The 19,721-nt window shown below is 35.3% G+C and carries 22 protein-coding genes; 21 read left to right on the forward strand and 1 reads right to left on the reverse strand.

The genetic code is table 11. From position 1 onward, the window contains the following. Positions 1-32 precede the first annotated feature (32 nt). The 9 genes from CIB95_RS07400 (at position 33) to CIB95_RS07440 (ending at position 6,943) form a co-directional block, all read left to right on the forward strand. Positions 33-1,304: a tetratricopeptide repeat protein gene (locus tag CIB95_RS07400; RefSeq protein WP_094923814.1), complete on the forward strand. Its 1,272-nt coding sequence runs from the start codon at positions 33-35 to the stop codon at positions 1,302-1,304. 34 nt (positions 1,305-1,338) lie between these two features. Continuing rightward, the gene (locus tag CIB95_RS07405; RefSeq protein WP_094923817.1) at positions 1,339-1,893 is read left to right on the forward strand and encodes a ReoY family proteolytic degradation factor; all 555 of its coding nucleotides are present in this window, start codon (positions 1,339-1,341) and stop codon (positions 1,891-1,893) included. Positions 1,894-2,047: 154 nt separating this feature from the next. Then, positions 2,048-2,503 (forward strand): YpiF family protein, encoded by a 456-nt coding sequence (locus CIB95_RS07410; RefSeq protein WP_094923820.1) that lies wholly within the window; start codon positions 2,048-2,050, stop codon positions 2,501-2,503. Positions 2,504-2,629: 126 nt separating this feature from the next. Then, positions 2,630-3,142: a ubiquinol-cytochrome c reductase iron-sulfur subunit gene (locus tag CIB95_RS07415; RefSeq protein ID WP_094923823.1), complete on the forward strand. Its 513-nt coding sequence runs from the start codon at positions 2,630-2,632 to the stop codon at positions 3,140-3,142. A 23-nt stretch (positions 3,143-3,165) separates the two neighbouring features. After that, positions 3,166-3,840, forward strand: coding sequence for a menaquinol-cytochrome c reductase cytochrome b subunit (qcrB, locus tag CIB95_RS07420; RefSeq protein WP_094923826.1), 675 nt, complete (start codon positions 3,166-3,168; stop codon positions 3,838-3,840). A 31-nt stretch (positions 3,841-3,871) separates the two neighbouring features. Next, complete coding sequence (locus CIB95_RS07425) at positions 3,872-4,639, forward strand: menaquinol-cytochrome c reductase cytochrome b/c subunit (protein WP_094923829.1); 768 nt, start codon at positions 3,872-3,874, stop codon at positions 4,637-4,639. A gap of 98 nt (positions 4,640-4,737) precedes the next feature. Further along, positions 4,738-5,325: a lipoprotein heptaprenylglyceryl N-acetyltransferase LhaT gene (gene lhaT / locus CIB95_RS07430; protein WP_094923831.1), complete on the forward strand. Its 588-nt coding sequence runs from the start codon at positions 4,738-4,740 to the stop codon at positions 5,323-5,325. 73 nt (positions 5,326-5,398) lie between these two features. Beyond that, positions 5,399-6,214 (forward strand): sporulation protein YpjB, encoded by an 816-nt coding sequence (locus tag CIB95_RS07435; protein WP_158217582.1) that lies wholly within the window; start codon positions 5,399-5,401, stop codon positions 6,212-6,214. Positions 6,215-6,265: 51 nt separating this feature from the next. Further along, a complete protein-coding gene (locus tag CIB95_RS07440; protein ID WP_094923835.1) occupies positions 6,266-6,943 on the forward strand; it encodes a zinc metallopeptidase in 678 nt (225 codons plus the stop codon). 41 nt (positions 6,944-6,984) lie between these two features. Here CIB95_RS07440 and CIB95_RS07445 read toward each other — a convergent pair whose 3' ends face one another. After that, on the reverse strand, positions 6,985-7,857 hold the full coding sequence (locus CIB95_RS07445; protein WP_094923837.1) for a YitT family protein: 873 nt from the start codon (positions 7,855-7,857) through the stop codon (positions 6,985-6,987). Positions 7,858-8,000: 143 nt separating this feature from the next. Here CIB95_RS07445 and CIB95_RS07450 point away from each other — a divergent pair, with 143 nt between their 5' ends. From CIB95_RS07450 to CIB95_RS07505, 12 genes are all read left to right on the forward strand, one after another. Continuing rightward, positions 8,001-8,339 (forward strand): nucleotide pyrophosphohydrolase, encoded by a 339-nt coding sequence (locus CIB95_RS07450; RefSeq protein WP_094923839.1) that lies wholly within the window; start codon positions 8,001-8,003, stop codon positions 8,337-8,339. Then, a complete protein-coding gene (gene dapB / locus CIB95_RS07455; protein WP_094923842.1) occupies positions 8,332-9,138 on the forward strand; it encodes a 4-hydroxy-tetrahydrodipicolinate reductase in 807 nt (268 codons plus the stop codon). Before CIB95_RS07450 ends, dapB begins: the two co-directional genes overlap by 8 nt. A 9-nt stretch (positions 9,139-9,147) precedes the next feature. After that, entirely contained in the window at positions 9,148-9,573 is a 426-nt protein-coding gene (locus CIB95_RS07460; RefSeq protein ID WP_094923844.1) for a methylglyoxal synthase, read from the forward strand. After that, positions 9,563-10,267, forward strand: a complete 705-nt coding sequence (bshB1, locus tag CIB95_RS07465; RefSeq protein ID WP_094923846.1) for a bacillithiol biosynthesis deacetylase BshB1 — start codon at positions 9,563-9,565, stop codon at positions 10,265-10,267. Before CIB95_RS07460 ends, bshB1 begins: the two co-directional genes overlap by 11 nt. Next, a complete protein-coding gene (gene bshA / locus CIB95_RS07470) occupies positions 10,264-11,397 on the forward strand; it encodes an N-acetyl-alpha-D-glucosaminyl L-malate synthase BshA (RefSeq protein ID WP_094923848.1) in 1,134 nt (377 codons plus the stop codon). The genes bshB1 and bshA overlap by 4 nt, the downstream gene beginning before the upstream one ends. Before the next feature lie 10 nt (positions 11,398-11,407). After that, complete coding sequence (locus tag CIB95_RS07475; RefSeq protein ID WP_094923850.1) at positions 11,408-12,595, forward strand: CCA tRNA nucleotidyltransferase; 1,188 nt, start codon at positions 11,408-11,410, stop codon at positions 12,593-12,595. Further along, a complete protein-coding gene (locus CIB95_RS07480) occupies positions 12,580-13,560 on the forward strand; it encodes a biotin--[acetyl-CoA-carboxylase] ligase (RefSeq protein ID WP_094923853.1) in 981 nt (326 codons plus the stop codon). The genes CIB95_RS07475 and CIB95_RS07480 overlap by 16 nt, the downstream gene beginning before the upstream one ends. A gap of 237 nt (positions 13,561-13,797) precedes the next feature. Beyond that, positions 13,798-14,631 carry a 3-methyl-2-oxobutanoate hydroxymethyltransferase gene (gene panB, locus CIB95_RS07485; RefSeq protein ID WP_094923855.1) on the forward strand — a complete coding sequence of 278 codons (834 nt, stop codon included), beginning with the start codon at positions 13,798-13,800 and terminating at the stop codon, positions 14,629-14,631. A 1-nt stretch (position 14,632) separates the two neighbouring features. Beyond that, on the forward strand, positions 14,633-15,478 hold the full coding sequence (gene panC, locus CIB95_RS07490) for a pantoate--beta-alanine ligase (RefSeq protein ID WP_094923857.1): 846 nt from the start codon (positions 14,633-14,635) through the stop codon (positions 15,476-15,478). Positions 15,479-15,506: 28 nt separating this feature from the next. Further along, positions 15,507-15,890 (forward strand): aspartate 1-decarboxylase, encoded by a 384-nt coding sequence (gene panD / locus CIB95_RS07495; protein ID WP_094923859.1) that lies wholly within the window; start codon positions 15,507-15,509, stop codon positions 15,888-15,890. Positions 15,891-15,976: 86 nt separating this feature from the next. Beyond that, a complete protein-coding gene (dinG, locus tag CIB95_RS07500; protein WP_094923860.1) occupies positions 15,977-18,799 on the forward strand; it encodes an ATP-dependent DNA helicase DinG in 2,823 nt (940 codons plus the stop codon). A 55-nt stretch (positions 18,800-18,854) separates the two neighbouring features. Then, entirely contained in the window at positions 18,855-19,706 is an 852-nt protein-coding gene (locus CIB95_RS07505; RefSeq protein WP_094923862.1) for a ComEC/Rec2 family competence protein, read from the forward strand. Positions 19,707-19,721 lie beyond the last annotated feature (15 nt).

Genomic DNA, 19,721 nt, shown 5'->3' on the forward strand with positions numbered 1-19,721 from the left:
AAACGAATTCGTAGTAAAGGTGAAGATAAACGATGGAACAATTACAAGATGCAGTAGCTTTAGTCGAGCAAGGTAAAGTTGAAGAAGGTATGCAAAAAATAGATCAAATCGCTCTTCATTGCGACGATCAAACAAAATATGATATTGCACTGTTATATTACGATTGGGGAATAATGGATAAAACGAAAGAACTTGTGGAACAACTTTTTCTAAATTATCCTGACGAAGCGGAATTACAAATATTTATGGCGGAAGTTTTAGTTGAATTAGGCGAAGAAGATGAGGCAATTGATTATTTGCTTGAAATTTCCACAGAGAATGAAAGTTATCCAAGAGCTTTGTTATTATTAGCAGATTTATATCAAGCTCAAGGGCTAGAGGAAGTTGCTGAACAAAAACTAAAAGAGGCAAAACGAGTAAAACCCAATGAACCTATCATTACATTGGCTTTAGCAGAATTTTACTTATCACATGGTCATGTCAAGAAAAGTATACCGCTCTACGAATCATTGTTAGAGAATAAAAAAGAGCTAAGCAGCTACCATATCCCACTTAAACTAGCTGAAGCTTATAGTGCTAGTGCGATGTGGTTAGAGGCATTGCCATATTATGAAGAAGGTTTAGATGATTATACCGATTTTGATGCTTTAAACCGATACGGCTTTACATTATTTAAGCTTGAAAAATATGAAAGAGCGATTGAGATTTATGAAAAGCTAAAATCTCTTGATTACGAATACGCAACGGTATACATACAATTAAGTGCAGCATATGAGGCTGTTGAAAATTATGAACAAGCTTTAGATCAGCTAGAACAAGGGATGAAAGTGGATGAATTTAATCCTGAGTTATACTCAAAAGCAGGAACTTTAGCATTAAAGTTAAAAGACGAAGAGCGAGCGGAAAAACACTTAAGAAATGCACTAGTATTAGATCCAGCTGAACATAATGCAACTGAAGCGCTATGCGCACTGTTTAGAAGACAAGAACGTTCGGAAGATATAATCGAATTATTATCATCTATAAATGAGCTTGGTGAAAGTAACCAAATGTTTGAATGGGAGCTTGCCTCTGCACAAAATAAATTAGAAAATTTTTCGGAAGCATTAAAACACTATGAGAATGCATATAATGTTCTTAATAACAATCTTGAATTTCTAGAAGAGTATGGTCAGTTCTTAGTTGAAGAAGGTAACCTTAAAAAAGCATTAGACATTTACAAAGAAGCAACTAAGTTACCAGGGGATACTACTCACGTTCAAGAAAGAATTCAAGAATTAACAGAGCGTCTACAAGCTTGGTAGACTAAACAAGATTATAAAATGGAGGGAGTAAAACATGCTAAGCTCTATTTCTGTCCAAGAAAAGAAGGAGTTTTTGCAATGGTTTCTTTCCGAGTATCAGTTAAAGCGGCGGGAATGTGTTTGGATTTTAAATTATTTAATGAGTCGTGAGAGCGTTATGGCAAATGTTCACTTCGTAGAAAAATCGATGTATTGTCCACGCGGTATGATAATGTCTACTCATTGTGTTGATGATGCACCATTTCGTTTTTATAAAGAAAATGTGGTGACTACAGACCCTGAAAAGACATTCCACGACATTCGATTAAATCAACAAGATGAACTGTATATCCAACTTAACTTTAAAAGCGCTATGACTAGTCCGCATTATGCTGCTGTTTTAGAAGAAAACCCATTTATACCTAAACATTTAAAATCTAACAAAGAATATCGTAAGCTTGCTGCGCGTATTGCAGATGAATCTATTGCCATCTACCAACGTGAAAAACTGTTAAAAGCTATTGATTTAGCATTAGACAATCATGATAAAAAACAGTTTGAGATTTTGACTGAAAAATTAAAAGCCTATGAACAACCCCTAAAGCAATAAGCTAAGGGGTTGTTTTTATTTGGAGAATTTTTTCTGTTTTGGAATAAATTTTTTAAAGTGAGACATTTTAAGAGAATGAAATAGAAGTATTGCGTATTTTTTCCGTATTCTTTAAGATAGGTAATGGAATTGATATCTTAAAGGAGTTGCTACGATGAAATGGCAAACAAAAGATGTAGATGAATACTTTCATGCAAGAGAGTATATAGACACAGCAATTATTCCATTACTTCCAATTCAATGGAATGATGAGTTGAAATCTTCAGTAGCTATGGGTGAGTTTATCTCTCTTATTAGTGAAGGATTAGAGAGGCAGTTACGAGGTAGAGTCTATTTATTACCGAGCTTTTCATATGTGAAAAGTGAAGACCGCTTAAACATATTACCAAACTTGCTATCAATAGAGACTGAGTTAAAGGAAAATGGAATAAAGCATATCATCTACTTAACATGTGATAGTGATTGGAAGCGAGTAGAGGAAAAGTTAGCAACATTAATATGGTTGCCTTCATTACCATTACAGCATGTAAAACAAGAAAATAAACTATCTATCTTAGAAGAACAAGTTAAGGAAGTAATGAAACTTGTAATGGATGAATGGAAAACATAAAGTGGTTCATGAACTTGTTGACATTGTAGAAGAAATTACGCTATTATTGGTATGTCCTAGTAATTAAAGTGTAAATTATTGTCTAAAAAAACTGACTTTATCATACAGCAAAGAGGGGGGAAATCAATGAGTGAAAAAGGTCACAATGTGTCAAGACGTCAATTTCTAAACTATACTCTTACAGGAGTTGGAGGATTTATGGCAGCTGGTATGATTATGCCAATGGTTCGTTTTGCAATAGATCCTGTTTTGAAAAAAGGTGTAGATACTGAATTAGTAACAACGAAGTTAAAAGAAGCTGACATAACGAATGAGCCACAAAAAATAGACTTTACAGTTAACCAAGTCGATGGGTGGTACGAGTCAGACGTTTCGATGTCTGCATGGGTTTATAAAGATGAACAGGGCAAAATTGTTGCACTTTCGCCAGTTTGTAAACACTTAGGATGTACTGTTAACTGGAATGGTGATCCTGCTAACCAAAATGAATTTTTCTGTCCATGCCATTTAGGTCGTTATACAAAAGATGGAGTGAATGTTGCTGGTACAGCACCATTAGGCCCACTAGATGTGTATGAACATGAAGTCAGAGATGGCTGGTTATACTTAGGGAAAGCAAAACCACATCCAAAAGCATAGTTAATAAGGAGGTGCAGATCATTATGTTACAAAAGATTTATGATTGGGTAGATGAGAGGTTAGATATAACTCCTTTATGGCGCGACGTTGCTGACCATGAAGTACCAGAACACGTTAACCCTGCTCATCACTTTTCAGCATTTGTATACTGCTTTGGCGGATTAACATTCTTTATTACCGTCATCCAGATTCTTTCAGGTATGTTCTTAACGATGTATTACACACCTGATATTATAAATGCTTATCAATCTGTTTATTATTTACAAAATGAAGTAGCTTTCGGAGTTATCGTTCGTGGTATGCACCACTGGGGAGCTAGTTTAGTTATCGTAATGATGTTCTTACATACATTGCGTGTATTCTTCCAAGGTGCTTACAAAAAGCCACGTGAATTAAACTGGGTAGTAGGTGTATTAATCTTTATGGTAATGATGGGACTTGGTTTCACAGGTTACTTATTACCATGGGATATGAAAGCACTATTTGCTACAAAAGTTGGATTACAAATTGCAGAAGCGGTTCCTTTAATCGGACCGATGACGAAAACATTATTATCGGGGCATCCAGAAATTATTGGAGCCCAAACGCTAACACGTTTCTTTGCAATTCATGTTTTCTTCCTTCCAGCAGCATTACTTGGCTTAATGGGAGCACACTTCTTAATGATTAGAAAACAAGGGATTTCAGGCCCGCTATAAAATACGCGCTTACGAGAAAAGGAGGGAGATCATGCATCGCGGAAAAGGTATGAAATTTGTTGGCGACTCCCGAGTTCCAGCAGAACGAAAGCCAAACATCCCAAAGGATTATTCCGAATATCCTGGTAAAACAGAAGCCTTTTGGCCAAACTTTCTTTTAAAAGAATGGATGGTAGGTGCTGTTTTCTTAATTGGTTACTTAGTATTAACGGTTGTACATCCATCTCCATTAGAACGAATGGCTGATCCGACTGATACAGGGTATATCCCATTACCAGATTGGTATTTCTTATTCTTATATCAATTATTAAAATATGAATTTGCCGCAGGTCCTTACACTGTCATTGGTGCGGTTGTAATGCCTGGATTAATGTTCGGTGCGTTAATGCTTGCTCCATGGCTTGATAAAGGCCCAGAGCGTCGTCCAAACAAACGTCCGATCACAGTAGCGTTAATGTTACTATCATTAATGGCAATTGTTTACTTAACATGGGAGTCTATTGCTCATACAAACTGGGAAAAAGTTGCTGAGCAAGGTAAGATTGTCGATGCTGTTGAAGTTGATAAAGAAGATCCTGCCTATGCTATTTTCCAAGGACAAAGTTGTATTACTTGTCATGGTGATAATATGCAAGGTGTATCAGGATTAGGAGTTAATCTACATGGTAAAGGATTAACTGTAGAAGAAATTAAAGATATTGCAATAAACGGTATAGGGCAAATGGCTGCAAATCAGTTTAACGGAACTGAAGAAGAGCTTCAACAACTTGCTGAATTTATTGCTAAATACCAAGAGTAATAACAAAAAGCTGACATTTGTCGGCTTTTTTTCACATCTAAAGAAGGATTGTTATTCATATATGTACCTCAAACTGTAAAAAGAAAGGAGAAAAGTCGATGGTTTCTTACTTCTTAAAAATGTTAACAAACAGATGGCTACTATGGTTGCTCTTGATTATTAACATTTTAGGGACAATTTACGGATATTATTGGTATCGTTTTCAACTTGAAGATACACCTAGCCATTTCTATGTCTTTGTCCCAGATAGTCCTACTGCAAGTTTGTTTTTCGTATTTGTTCTAATTGCCTTTTTAAGAGGAAAGAATACGCCTTTTTTTGAAGCTTTAGCTATCGTTACTTTATTTAAATACGGTATATGGGCGGTCGGTATGAATCTTGGAGGGTGGTATGTTAATGGTTTTATTCGACCTGAATCTATCATGCTGATCTTTTCTCATTTTGCGATGGCAGTTCAAGCGCTGTTATATGCTCCGTACTATCGCATGAGATTATGGCATCTTGTATTTGCTGCAATTTGGACTTTACATAACGATGTGATTGATTATGTGTTTTTCATGGTTCCACGTTATTCGCCTTTAATTGAATACACAGATATCATTGGTTACATCACATTTTGGTTAAGTTTGATTTCAATCTATATTGCTTATAGATTTGGGATCAAAGCGAGAAGACAAGTGCTTTAAATTGTACTCATAGGTCTACTCTTGTCCAATTTTACATACATATATTGTAGAAATGGATAAAGAGGTGGGACAGTTGAAATTCATTAAACAATTTTTTATCATTGGAATCATTTCATTACTTTCCTTTACATTAAACATAAGTTCTACATTCGCTCATCATGATGTAGATCATGTAACAAAAAAGCAATTAAGTCATCTGGCAGACAAAATTTATCTTTTTGTCAAAAATGAAAAATATGATGAAGCGAGCGTAGTCTTAATGACTTTTGCAAAAGAGTTTTCAAAAGTAGAGGAAGATGAATTAAAAATATCCACACTTGACTTAGAAATGCTTGCCTTGTCATACCAAAACTTAGAACAAATACTTTCACAAGAAAACGTAGAGAAAACGATAGCATTTCGTCAAGTAACTGAATTTCGTCTTTTATTAGATGCACTAACAACATCTTACCAACCACTTTGGGTCGAGAAAGAAACCGTTGTTAAAAGTACATTCCAAAATATGAATGAATCGTTATTAAGTGGAAATAATGTTGCGTTTCAAACGAGTTTAAATGAATTTTTATCAGTATACGATGTATTATATCCAGCTTTATTTGTGGACTTAACTACTGAACAGTTAGAGAAAATTGATGGTCACGTTCAATTCTTAGACAAGTATAGAGCTACTTTCGCTCAGAACGAGAAGGCTACAGAACATTTTGCAATTATTAAAAGCGATTTTGATGCTCTTTTTGCAGGTGAATTAGAAGACGATGAAGCCGACCCTTCCTTAATTTGGGTAATGTTTTCTGTCGGTGGAATTATTTTTGCCTCATTATGTTTTGTCGGTTGGAGAAAATATAAGAGTGAAAAGATCGAGAAAAGCAAAAAAGTAAGAAATCGCTAAATTTTGTGGTAAAATAAAAAGAAAAAGAAAGATTAAAGGGGTTTAAGTTATATGTCATTTCTTATTTACATCGGATTAATCATCCTAATTCCTTTATTTGCACAAATGAAAGTGAAACGTGCATATAAAAAGTATTCAAAAGTGCCAAGTTCTTCTGGAATGACTGGTGCTCAAGTAGCAAGACGTATCTTGGATCAAAATGGTTTATATGATGTTACTGTAGAGGAAGTTGGCGGTACTCTATCTGACCACTATGACCCACGTAGTAAAACAGTACGTCTTTCATCTGCAAATTATCACGGGCATTCTGTTGCTGGTGCTGCAGTTGCTGCACATGAAGTAGGACATGCAATGCAAGATGCAGAAAATTATGCGCCATTAAAGATTCGTTCTTCTTTAGTACCTGTAGCTAGTTTTGGATCTAATTTTTCATGGATATTAATTTTAATAGGTATTTTTGCACAAATTTCAGGTTTACTTCTTTTAGGTATTGTTTTTATGGCAGGAGCAGTGTTGTTCCAATTAGTTACACTACCAGTTGAATTTAATGCAAGTAGTCGTGCGATGGAGCAAATTGTCTCTGTTGGGGTAATTAGAAACAATGAAGAAAGAGAAACGAAGAAAGTATTAGATGCAGCAGCTTTAACATATGTAGCAGCAGCACTTGTAGCAGTACTTGAATTAGTTCGTTTAATCCTTATTTATACTGGTATGACAAGTGACGAATAATAAATAAAAATATAAAAACCTCGCCATTTTGGCGAGGTTTTTTATTTTTCAATCGGGTTTTTGTTTTCATCTAGTGTAAATCCTTCACCCAGAACATCGTGGACTTCAGTTACAGCAACAAAAGCATGGGGATCAACTACTTTAATAATGTTCTTCAACCTAACGATTTCATTTTTTCCTACTACACAATACAACACTTCTCTCGGGGCACCTGTGTATGTCCCTTTTCCATTTAATAGTGTTGCGCCACGATCCATTTTATCTAGTATATGCATGGCAATTTCTTCGTTTTTCTCAGAAATTATCATTGCACCACGTGCTGCATATGCCCCTTCCTGCATAAAGTCAATAACTCTAGCTCCGATAAATACTGCTAGTAATGTATACATGGCTTCGCGATAATTCAAGTAAAGTAAAGATGATAATATTACGATTGCATCGAAAAGGAACATTGTACGTCCCATACTCCAACCAAAATACTTGAAACTAAGGCGAGCAATAATATCGACACCACCAGTCGTTCCTCCATAGCGGAAAATAATCCCAAGCCCTACACCAATAAAAACGCCAGCAAATAATGCAGCAAGTGTCATGTCTTCATGTAGTGGAATTGAAATGAACTTGTGATTTTCAAACACCCATAAAAAGATAGAAACAGCGACTGTGCCGATTACTGTATAGATAAATGCATTTCTTCCAAGTAACTTCCATCCGATAAAAAATAATGGGAGGTTTAACAATAAGTTTGTTAATCCTAAGTCAAAATCAAATAAAAAGTGCAAAATTAAGGTGATTCCAGTAAAACCACCTTCTGCTAGATTGTTTTCAATATTAAAATGAACAATTCCAAATGAGAAAATTAGTGCGCCGAAAAGGATAAATAATATGTTCTTTACTCGAATTGAAAAACTCATGTTGGACCTCCTAAATATGTATGCGGTTTCATCATAGCAAATCTTTTTAATTCTCACAATGAAACATTTTTAAGTTTATTATTTGTCAACTGGGCTTTATTTAGCTAACATGGAAGAAGAAATGATATAAAGGTAGTGATTAAATGAAGAAAACAATGGAAGAAATCCAAATAGAGGTTGATCAATACATATCACAATTTAAAGAAGGTTACTTTTCACCATTAGCTATGCTTGCAAGAATGACTGAGGAATTAGGGGAACTAGCTAGAGAAGTTAATCATTATCATGGTGAAAAACCAAAAAAGTCTTCAGAGGATGATAATACGATAGAACAAGAACTAGGTGACATGCTGTTCGTATTAGTATGTTTTGCAAACTCTTTAAATGTCGATTTAGAAAAATCGTTTGATACTGTCATGAATAAATTTAATACTCGTGATAAAGATCGTTGGACAAGGTTGGAGGAAAAGATTGATGAGTAATACTTTGATTAATATCGTAGTAGCGGGTCCGAGAGGGAAAATGGGCAGTGAAACATTAAGACTAATCGAACAAACAGAACACTTCAATTTAGTAGGTTGTTTAGACCGAAAAAATGAGCAAATGAAAGTAAAAGATATTGAAGGGTTACCTAATTTGGATGCTCCAATTTATACAGATATAAATCAATGTTTTACTGAGCTGAGACCTGATGTGTTTATTGATTTTACAACATATGAAGCAGGGAAGAAAAACATGGTAACTGCACTGGAGTTCGGAATAAGGCCGGTTATTGGTTCTTCTGGGTTTACGGAGGATGATGAAAAGGAATTAAAAACATTAACTCGCGAGAAAAGTCTCGGTGCAATCATTGCTCCCAATTTTGCTTTAGGGGCAGTCCTAATGATGAAATTTGCTCAAATGGCAGCTAAACACTTTCCAGATGTAGAAATTATTGAACAGCATCACGATGGTAAACTAGATGCTCCATCTGGGACAGGTATAAAAACTGCTGAAATGATAGCAGCTGTTCGAACAGAAAAGAAACAAGGAAATCCAGACGAAAAAGAGTTAATAGAAGGGGCGAGAGGTGCTGATATTCAAGGAATTAAACTCCATAGTATCCGTTTACCTGGATTAATTGCCCATCAAGAAGTTTTATTTGGTGCAGAAGGGCAAACGTTGAAAATTCGCCATGATTCATTAAATAGAACATCATTTATGAGTGGAGTTAAACTTGCAGTAGAGACTGTTATGCACTTAGATGATCTCGTTTATGGGTTAGAAAATATTATAGAATAGGTGATGGAAATGAAAATTGCATTGATTGCTCATGATCATAAAAAAAGCGATATGATTCAATTCGCTATCGCATATGCTCCAATTTTAATGGAACATGAATTATTTGCTACTGGAACGACAGGAACGAAAATAATGGAGGCGACGAAGTTAAAAGTTCATCGTTTTCAATCTGGTCCTTTAGGCGGTGACCAAGAAATAGGGGCAATGGTTGCTAATAATAAAATGGATATGGTTCTTTTTTTCCGAGATCCGTTAACATCTCAACCACATGATCCCGATATTACCGCTTTAATTCGTCTGTGTGATGTTTATCAAGTGCCTTTAGCAACAAATTTAGGAACTGCTGAAATATTAATAAAAGGTCTTGAGCGTGGAGATTTCGGTTGGCGGACAATTGTTCAAGCGGAAGGGGAAAACTCTTCTAATGAAGCTTGATATTTTAGCTTTCGGCGCACATGCCGATGATGTAGAAATTGGTATGGCAGGAACAATTACCAAGTATGCAAAAAACGGATATAAAGTAGGTATATGTGACTTAACAGAGGCAGAACTTTCGTCAAATGGAACAGTTGAAATTCGTAAAACTGAGGCAAAAAGGGCTGCTGAGGTTATGGGAGTATGTTATAGAAATAACTTAGGGTTTAAAGATCGTGGGATGCAATTAAATGATGCTACATTGAGAAAAGTTGTTTCCATTATACGTGAAACAAAACCAAGCTTCATATACTCACCGTATGCAATTGACCGACACCCTGATCATGGAAAATGTGCGGAAATAATTAATGAAGCAGTGTTTAATGCTGGAATTACAAATTATAAAGACGAAATGAATTTACCTCCACATAAGGTGAAAGACCACTACTCTTATTTCATTAATGGATTTCATCACCCTGATTTCGTGGAAGACATCACAGATTTCATTGAACAAAAGAAGGCGACATTATTAACATATAAAAGCCAATTTATCTTAGATGATAGCTCTAAAGTAACACCATTAACGGATGGGTATATAGAGACGGTTATTGCCCGTGAGCGATTAATCGGTAAAGAAGTAGGATTAACTTATGCTGAAGGATTTAAAACGAACAAGCCTTTAGTAATGACAAATCTTTTCGGAGCAAAACTATGAAAAAATTAAAAATAGGAATTACTTGTTATCCATCTGTTGGTGGTTCAGGTGTAATCGCCACGGAATTAGGAAAAATGCTTGCAGATAATGGACATGAAGTTCACTTTGTTACTTCTAGCTTACCGTTTCGTTTAGAAAGATTTCATGCAAATATCTATTATCATGAAGTTGAAGTTAACCAATATAGCGTGTTTCGTTATCCACCTTATGATTTAACTTTAGCAAGTAAAATGGCGGAAGTTGCGAAAAGGCAAAACTTAGACTTATTCCATGTGCATTATGCGGTTCCACATGCTGTTTGTGCTGTATTAGCTAAGCAAATGGTAGGTGATAACCTTAAAATTGTAACAACACTTCACGGAACGGATATAACAGTACTCGCACATGATTCCTCATTAAAGGAAATGATTAAGTTTGGCATTGAGCAATCTGATGCAGTGACAGCTGTTTCAAATCAATTAGCCGATCAAACAATCGAACTTTTAAGTCCTAATAAGGATATAGAAACAATCTATAATTTTACTTCAGTAACATGTCAGTATAAAAATGATGCTACTAAGTTAAAAAATATTTATGGCATTTGTGATAATGAGAAAGTAGTTGTCCATGTCTCAAACTTTCGACCTGTGAAGCGAATACCAGATGTAGTCGCAGCTTTTGAAAAGATTTCACACAATACACCTGCCAAATTAATGTTAATTGGTGATGGTCCTGAAGCTGGTTCTATCTCTAGACTTGTTAGGGAAAAAGGACTAGATGACAAAGTGCTATTTTTAGGAAAGCAAGATAATGTTGCTGAATTATTAGCAATCGCAGATGTTGCTCTATTATTATCAGAAAAAGAAAGTTTCGGTCTCGTTTTACTTGAAGCGATGGCCTGTGGAGTACCAGTTATCGGAACAAATATCGGTGGTATTCCTGAAGTAATAACAGAAGGTTACAACGGATTTTTATGCGAACTAGGAGATATCAATAGTGTCGCAGAAAAAGCAACGATTTTGCTAAATGATGAAGATTTACATAAAAAATTATCAAAACAAGCAATGGCAACAGTGGAAGAGAAATTTCACCGTCAATCTATAATGAAACAATATGAAGACATCTATTATAAAATGATATCGAATCGTTGAGGTGGAAGTGATGGATGCTAGTTTTCTTAAAGCAATCCCAATACTGCACAAATTACAGGGAAATGGTTTTGAAGCTTATTTTGTTGGTGGGGCAGTTCGTGATTATTTATTAAAAAAACAAATATCTGATATTGATATTGCTACTTCCGCTTTACCAAAAGATGTCATGAAATTGTTTCCAAAAACAATCGAAGTTGGTATTGAACATGGAACAGTAGTTGTCGTTTTTCAAGGAGAGCAATATGAAATTACAACGTTTCGCTCTGAAGGAAAATACGAAGATCACAGAAGACCATCTGAAGTTACTTTTGTGTCATCGTTAAAGGAAGACTTACAAAGAAGAGATTTCACAATAAATGCAATGGCCATGGATGATAATGGATCTGTAATTGACCCATATAATGGGCAAGAAGATTTAAACAAAAAAATCATTCGTGCAGTTGGTAATTCAAATGAACGCTTTCAGGAAGATGCACTTAGAATGATGCGTGCACTTCGCTTTATGAGTCAGCTTGATTTTGCAATTGCGAAAGAGACGATTGAGGCGATGAAAGCAAATGCGGAGCTTCTAAGTAAAATTGCAATCGAACGAATTGCAATAGAATTTGAAAAGTTACTACTCGGTATCGGGTACGATAAGAGTTTGGAAGAATTCATTAAAACAGGTTTAATTGACTATGTCCCATTCCTAGCAGAAAAACATATATGCGATAAAAACTTCTCTAAAGTGCAATCATTAGCAGAAAAATGGGCATTGCTCTTATGTCATTTAGAAGAAAATGAAGTGGAAAAGTGCTTGCGAATTTGGAAACGGCCAAACCATTTTATTACTGAAGTTAAAAGTATAGTTAAATTGTATCAAACGATTATTCAAACTAAGAGATGGACAAAAGAATTACTATACAATTTCGGTTGGTCAACTACAGCTTCTGCTGCTAGATTATATTGCTCGTTTAGTAGTGAAGAAAATGGAGATACGTTACTTCCGCATCTACTTAAAACATATGAATCTTTACCTATTCATAAGCGTGAAGACTTAGCTTATACTGGTACAGAATTAATGCAACATTTTAATCAAAAGCCTGGACCATGGATTGGTGAACTAATTGAAAAGATAGAAAAAGCTGTTATTCGTGGAGAAGTACAAAACGATTTTGAAATGATTAAGGAGTGGTTAGTAAAATGCCATCATCCATAAGAGAAGAATTATTAGCTGTATTTAACAATGAGAAAGAAACATACATATCGGGGCAAATGTTAAGTGAGAAGTTAAACTGCACGCGAACAGCAATATGGAAACATATTGAAGAGTTAAGAAACGAAGGGTACGTAATAGAAGCAGTACAAAAACGTGGCTACCGAATGACTGGTAGACCGGACAAACTGTCTAGTGATGTAGTAAAAAGAAACCTTACTACAAATAAAATTGGACAAAACATCCACTTTTACGAAACAACTCCTTCAACGCAAAGAATAGCCCATCTATTAGCCCAACAAGGAAAACCTGAAGGAACAGTAGTTTTTGCAGAAGAGCAAACAGAAGGTAAAGGTAGACTTGATAGGTCGTGGCATTCTCCGGTAGGTGCAGGAATTTGGATGAGTATTATACTCCGACCAAATCTACCGCCGCAACATGCACCACAACTTACGTTACTAGCTGCTGTCGCTATCGTTCGCGCTATTGAATCGGAACTTAATATCACATGTGAAATAAAATGGCCAAATGATATTTTAATTAATGGTAAGAAGGCTGTTGGAATTTTAACAGAACTTCATGCTGAAGCAGACCGAATTAATTCTGTTATTGTCGGTATTGGTATAAATGTAAATACTACAAAAGAAGAGTTTCCTTCTGAACTACAGCATCTAGCAACATCACTTTCTCTCGAAAAGGGTGGAGATAAGATAGATCGAGCCTCCTTGGCGAGAGTAATCTTTGAATCATTAGAAGAGATGTATGAGAAATACTTAGAACACGGTTTTACATTTATTAAGTTATTGTGGGAAAGCTACTCTGTAAGCATAGGAAAGCAAATTATTGCTAGAACGATTAGCGGAGAAATTAGAGGATATGCAAGAGGTATTACAGATGAAGGTGTATTAATGATTGAGGAAAGTGATGGTAAAATCCAATATATACATTCAGCAGATATTGAACTATAATACGGGTAAATATATGAATTGTTAGGGTAGTATCTTAATCGAACTACACCTTTTAAAGATTATTTTTCAAGTATAATTAAAAATAATCGTAGATACACTTTGCCTTGATCCTAATTGGACAGGGACTGAGGGATGATACGAGCCTAGTAAGCTTATTTCCTTCTTTCCTGCTGCTTTTTAATAGGGAAGAAGTTTTTTTATGGCTTTCATTCCTTCCAAACGAAGGGGGACATAATGATGAAAAACACTGCTGATTTCTTAACAATGAAGAAAAACAATGAAAAAATTGCTATGATTACAGCCTACGATTTTCCAACAGCTAAATATGTTGAAGAAGTTAAGGCTGATTTAATATTAGTCGGAGATTCATTAGGGATGGTTGCGTTAGGTTATGACTCCACGATACCTGTAACAATGGACGACATGATCCATCATACGAAAGCGGTTAAACGAGGTGCAAAAGACACGTTTATCGTCACCGACATGCCATTTATGTCCTATCATGTGTCTTTCGAAAATACGATGGAAAACGCTAAGCGAATCATCCAAGAAGCTGGTGCAAATGCAGTTAAAGTCGAAGGTGGTGGAGAAGTTATTCCGATCATTAAGAAATTAACAATGGCTGGTGTGCCAGTGATAGGTCATCTTGGGCTCACCCCTCAATCTGTTGGTGTCATTGGTGGATATAAAGTGCAAGGACGAGATGCAGAAAGTGCCAATGCTTTAATTGAGGAAGCGAAAAAAATAGAAGCTGCAGGAGCTTTTGCACTTGTCCTGGAATGTGTCCCACAAGAAGTCGCAAAAAAGGTAAGTGAAGTATTAGCGATTCCTACAATTGGAATTGGAGCGGGTCTACAAACAGACGGTCAAGTTTTAGTAATTAATGATTTATTATCATATGGCGTTGAAAGAGTCCCTAAGTTTGTGAAAAAATTTGCTAATGTTGGTCAAGTATTTGTAAGTGGATTACAAGCTTATGTTGATGATGTCAAAAAGGAAGCTTTTCCAGAGCAAGAGCACACATATAAAATGAAAGAAGATCAAATTGAAGCGCTTTACGGAGGAAAGTAATATGCGAATCATAGAAAAGACAATAGAGATGCAAAGTTTTATGACGCAATTAAAATATAGTGAAAAATCGATAGGGTTTGTACCGACTATGGGTTATTTACACGAAGGACATTTAAGTTTACTTCAACGGGCAAAGGCTGAAAATGACATAGTTGTATTGAGTATTTTTGTTAATCCGCTACAATTTGGTGCCAATGAAGACTTGTCGACTTACCCACGAGATTTCAATCGTGATGAAAAACTTGCACAAGAGGCTGGCGTCGATATTATCTTCTATCCTTCTGTGGAAGAGATGTATCCAAAAAGCTCTTCGATAGAATTAAATGTAACAAAACGAGTAAATGTGTTATGTGGAAAAAGCCGACCTGGCCATTTTAATGGTGTTGTTACAGTGTTAACTAAGCTATTTAACCTCGTCTTACCGACGCGCGCTTATTTTGGGATGAAGGATGCACAACAAGTGGCAGTTGTTGAAGGTTTAGTCGAGGATTTTAATTTCCCAATTGAAATAGTTCGCTGTCCGATTATTCGTGAAAGCGACGGCCTTGCAAAAAGTTCTCGAAATGTTCATCTGACGGTGAGTGAGCGAGAAGAAGCAGTTATTATTTATAAAAGTTTAATGGATGGAAAAATAGCGCTGGAAGATAAAAAGATGGATATAGAACAAGTGAAACTACAAATTACGAACACAATTACAAAAAATAGTAGTGGAACGATTGATTATGTTGAGATTTTGTCGTATCCTATGTTAGAAACGGTTCAAAACGTAAAAGAAACAATGATTATCGCAGTAGCCGTCCGTTTCTCAAAAGTAAGATTAATAGATAATATGCTTATTAATATATAAATCATTATCATCAAAGGGGGATAACAGCATGTTTCGTACGATGATGAATGCAAAGATTCACCGTGCACGTGTTACTGAAGCTAACTTAAATTATGTTGGTAGTGTGACAATAGATGAAGATATCTTAGATGCTGTAGGAATTGTAGCAAATGAGAAAGTCCAAATCGTAAATAACAATAATGGTGCACGTTTAGAGACTTATGTTATTGTTGGAGAACGTGGAAGCGGAGTTGTTTGTTTGAATGGAGCTGCTGCTCGCCTTGTTCAAAAAGACGATGTCGTTATTATTATTTCATATGGTCTTGTAAAAGAAGAAGATGTAAAAGGACACCAACCAAAAATTGCAATTATGGATGAAAATAATAAAATAGTTGACATGATTGGTCGTGAACCAGCTCGTACATGTTTATAAATCCTCCTATTTTAGGAGGATTTTTCAAATTATATGGTATGATATCGGTAATAATAAGTAATAAGCTTAATTTTAGAGGTGTTTAGATGACAAAGCGATTTGTAGTGATAGATGTCGAGACAACTGGGAATCAGCCATTAAACGGTGATAAGATAATACAAATTGGTGCTGTTGTCATTGAAAATAACGAAATTACTGAACGATTTTCAAGTTTTGTGAACCCAGGCCGACAAATTCCAGCTTTTGTAACACAATTAACTGGTATTACAGAAAAAGATGTAATAAATGCGCCTGATTTTAGTGAAATTGCTCCAAAAGTATTACAATTACTTGATCATTCATACTTTGTAGCTCACAATGTACCTTTTGACCTTTCCTTCATTGATGAAGAACTAACGAATAGCGGGTATAGTAATTTTTCCGGTCCAACGATTGATACCGTTGAATTAGCAAGGGTACTTTTGCCGACAGCTTCTGGATATAAATTGTCACAACTAGCACAATTCTTTCACATTCACCACGAAAATCCGCATCAAGCGGATAGTGATGCTGAAGTAACAGGAAGGTTGTTATTAAGGTTATTAGAAAAGTTGAACTCTTTGCCTTTAGTTACGTGCCAAAGGTTACAGCCATTATTAAAACAGTTGAAAAGTGATATCGATCAAATAATTGCTGAAATGATTCAATATAAACTGAATCATCCGTATGAAGATGAGGAGCAATATGACGTTTTTAATGGCATTGCTTACCGTAATTTCTCTAAAGAAGAAAACAGTCAAGTAGATTATGAAGCAGATTATGCAACGTTCAAAGAAAATATTACGGCGGCAAATGGACTAATGGATGAGAAAATGTCCAATTACGAAGTGAGATCTGGTCAATTGAAAATGATGGATCTTGTTTATGAAGCTTTCGAAAATAATAGCCACTCTTTAATTGAAGCTGGGACAGGGACAGGGAAGACGCTCGGTTATTTACTTCCAGCTAGTTATTATTCAAAAATGGAAGATAAAACGATTGTCATAAGTACTCATACGGTACAACTACAACAACAAATTATTGAAAATGATATTCCTATGCTTAGAAAGGTCGTTCCTTTTTCCTTCAAGGCTGCAGTTCTAAAAGGGCGACAGCATTATTTGTGTTTAAGAAAGTTTGAACAACAATTATTAGATAATTACGATGACAATTTAGATAATACTTTAACAAAGGCTATGATTTTAATATGGTTACTTGAAACGAAAACTGGTGATGTTGAAGAATTGAATATTCCTACGAAAGGAAATCAGTTTTGGTACAAAGTAAACAGTGAAGGAAGTACTTGCTTAAATAGACATTGTCCTTGGTTTGGTAAATGTTTTTATCACCGGGCTCGCAGAGCAGCGAAAGAAGCGGATTTAGTGATTACAAATCATGCCCTACTTTTCAGTAATGCTGCAAATGATCATCAACTTTTGCCTAGTTTTAATCACGCTATTATAGATGAAGCGCATCACTTGGAAGACGTCGTCAGCGATCATTTTGGAATTGCAATTGATTATTTTACAATTTCTAATCAACTTGGACGGTTAGGGTTTACCGATGGCCAAGAGATGATGGGGAAACTTGCAACGCCGTTTAATGAAACATCAGCCAAAACGATGGCTGAAAAGCATCCGAAATTTAACGAAACTTATAAAGAAACAATTTCAGCTTTTGATGATTTGTTTACACTAATTCATCAGTATGTGAGGAAAAAATTATTAACACCTAAAAGCGAAATTGGACGATTGTCATTTCGTTATGATGTCACAAAAGAACGTAGTTCAAACTGGGCAGCTATATTGGAAACAGCCGATCTATCAGTTTCAAAGTTAGCTGATGTCCTCAAATTATTGCGAAAAATTGAAAATCACTTACAAGAGAGTGAAAATTACTTAGATGCTAAACAAAAAGGTCGTCTTGTCGATTTCTCAGGATTAATAAACACGTTAGAAACGATAGAACAATCTATTCGCACTTTACTGTTAACTCATGATGAAAACATGGTTTGTTGGATGGAGATTGATGCAAAAGGTGCCAGAAATGCAACATATCTTTATGCTAAACCTATTGATATTTCTGAACTTCTAGCAGATCAATTTTTCGCAAAAAAACGAAGTGTCATACTAACTAGTGCAACGTTAACAATAAGTGGTAAGTCTTTTAAATATATCGTCAATCGATTAGGGTTAGAAGATTTTGGACCAGTAACGAATGTGATTGATTCACCTTTCTCATTTGAAACAAAAGCGAAGATATATATACCAAATGATATCCCTAATATTAAAGAAGTAAAATTGGATGAATATATTCCAATACTTTCACGCTCTCTTCATAAAATTGCGCAAAAAACAAAAGGGAGAATGCTCGTACTTTTTACATCTTACGACATGTTGCGTAATACATATATCGATTTAAAAACGCGACTTGAAAATGAAGATTTTACGTTAATTGCCCAAGGTGTATCAAGTGGGAGTAGAGCAAAATTAACGAAAAATTTTAAACAAAATGATCAAGCAATTTTGCTCGGAACAAGTAGCTTCTGGGAAGGTGTGGATATTCCTGGGGAAGATTTAAGCTGCATTGTTATCGTTCGGTTGCCTTTTTCACCGCCTGATAACCCTGTTATTGCAGCTAGGTCAGAGAAAATTAAAGCTGATGGAGGAAATCCATTTTTTGATCTTTCCTTACCGCAAGCAATTATTCGTTTTAAACAAGGATTTGGCAGGTTAATTCGAACTTCTTCTGATAAAGGTGCAGTGTTTGTATTTGATACTCGAATTGTTACTACGAGATACGGGAAAAACTTTATTCGTTCTTTACCATCAGTTCCAACTTTTCAAGGGCCTCTTGATGATTTACTAGAAAATCTTCAAGAATGGTTGTGATAAGGTACGGGAAAATAACACAAACTAAGATGACTGTCATAAAGGGGGAAGACAAATGCTTATTCTTTCCTTTCTCTATACGTTATTATCTAGTATGGTGTTTACACTCGAACCAACAGATATAGAGAAAATTGATTTGAAATTAACTGCTGAAGAAACAGCCTTTACGTTTTTAGAATTGGAGAGTGGAGAAGCAACTTTAATCCAGACTGGACAAGGAGAAACTACTCTAGTTAACACAGGTGGACCAAACACAAGGAAAATGTTAGAAGAACGTTTGTCTGTTTATGAAGTATCTAAAATTGATAATATCATCATTACAAACATTGGTGCTGACTATTGTGCGAATCTCGACTGGTTAGTAGAAGCATATGGAGTTTCCAATGTTTATGTTAGTCAAGCTGTCAAGGAAACGATGATACATGCTTATTCATTAGGCAATATTAATGTCGTTGGTTGGAAAAAGGCGGATAAAGCAAAAATTAGTGACAGTTTGCTTATAGACGTACTTCATGCAGAGGAATTAAATGAATTTGATAAAGGTTCTTTAGCTTTATTATTGACTTTCGGAAATCAAAAAGTGCTATATATGGGTTTAGCAAATGAAGAAATTGAAACGTTATTAGTTAACGAGTATGAACTTGAAGCACAAATACTAAAAGTTGGCGACTTTGCCAGTGAAAGAGGTACATCACAAAAATTTATTGATGAAGTTGATCCTCAAGTAGCTGTAATTTTCCGTACGAAAGATAGAAATCCGAGTGAAGATGTTTTAGACCGCCTACAAGAAACTTGGATTGACACATACTTAACAATGAAATCTGGCAATATTTCAATTAAATGCAGTATTGAAAATTACAAGATCATTACAATACCTAATGAAAATCCAGATATAGGTATTTCATGAGGAGAATTAATTAAG

Source organism: Lottiidibacillus patelloidae, from assembly GCF_002262935.1.
Lineage (GTDB): Bacteria > Bacillota > Bacilli > Bacillales > SA5d-4 > Lottiidibacillus > Lottiidibacillus patelloidae.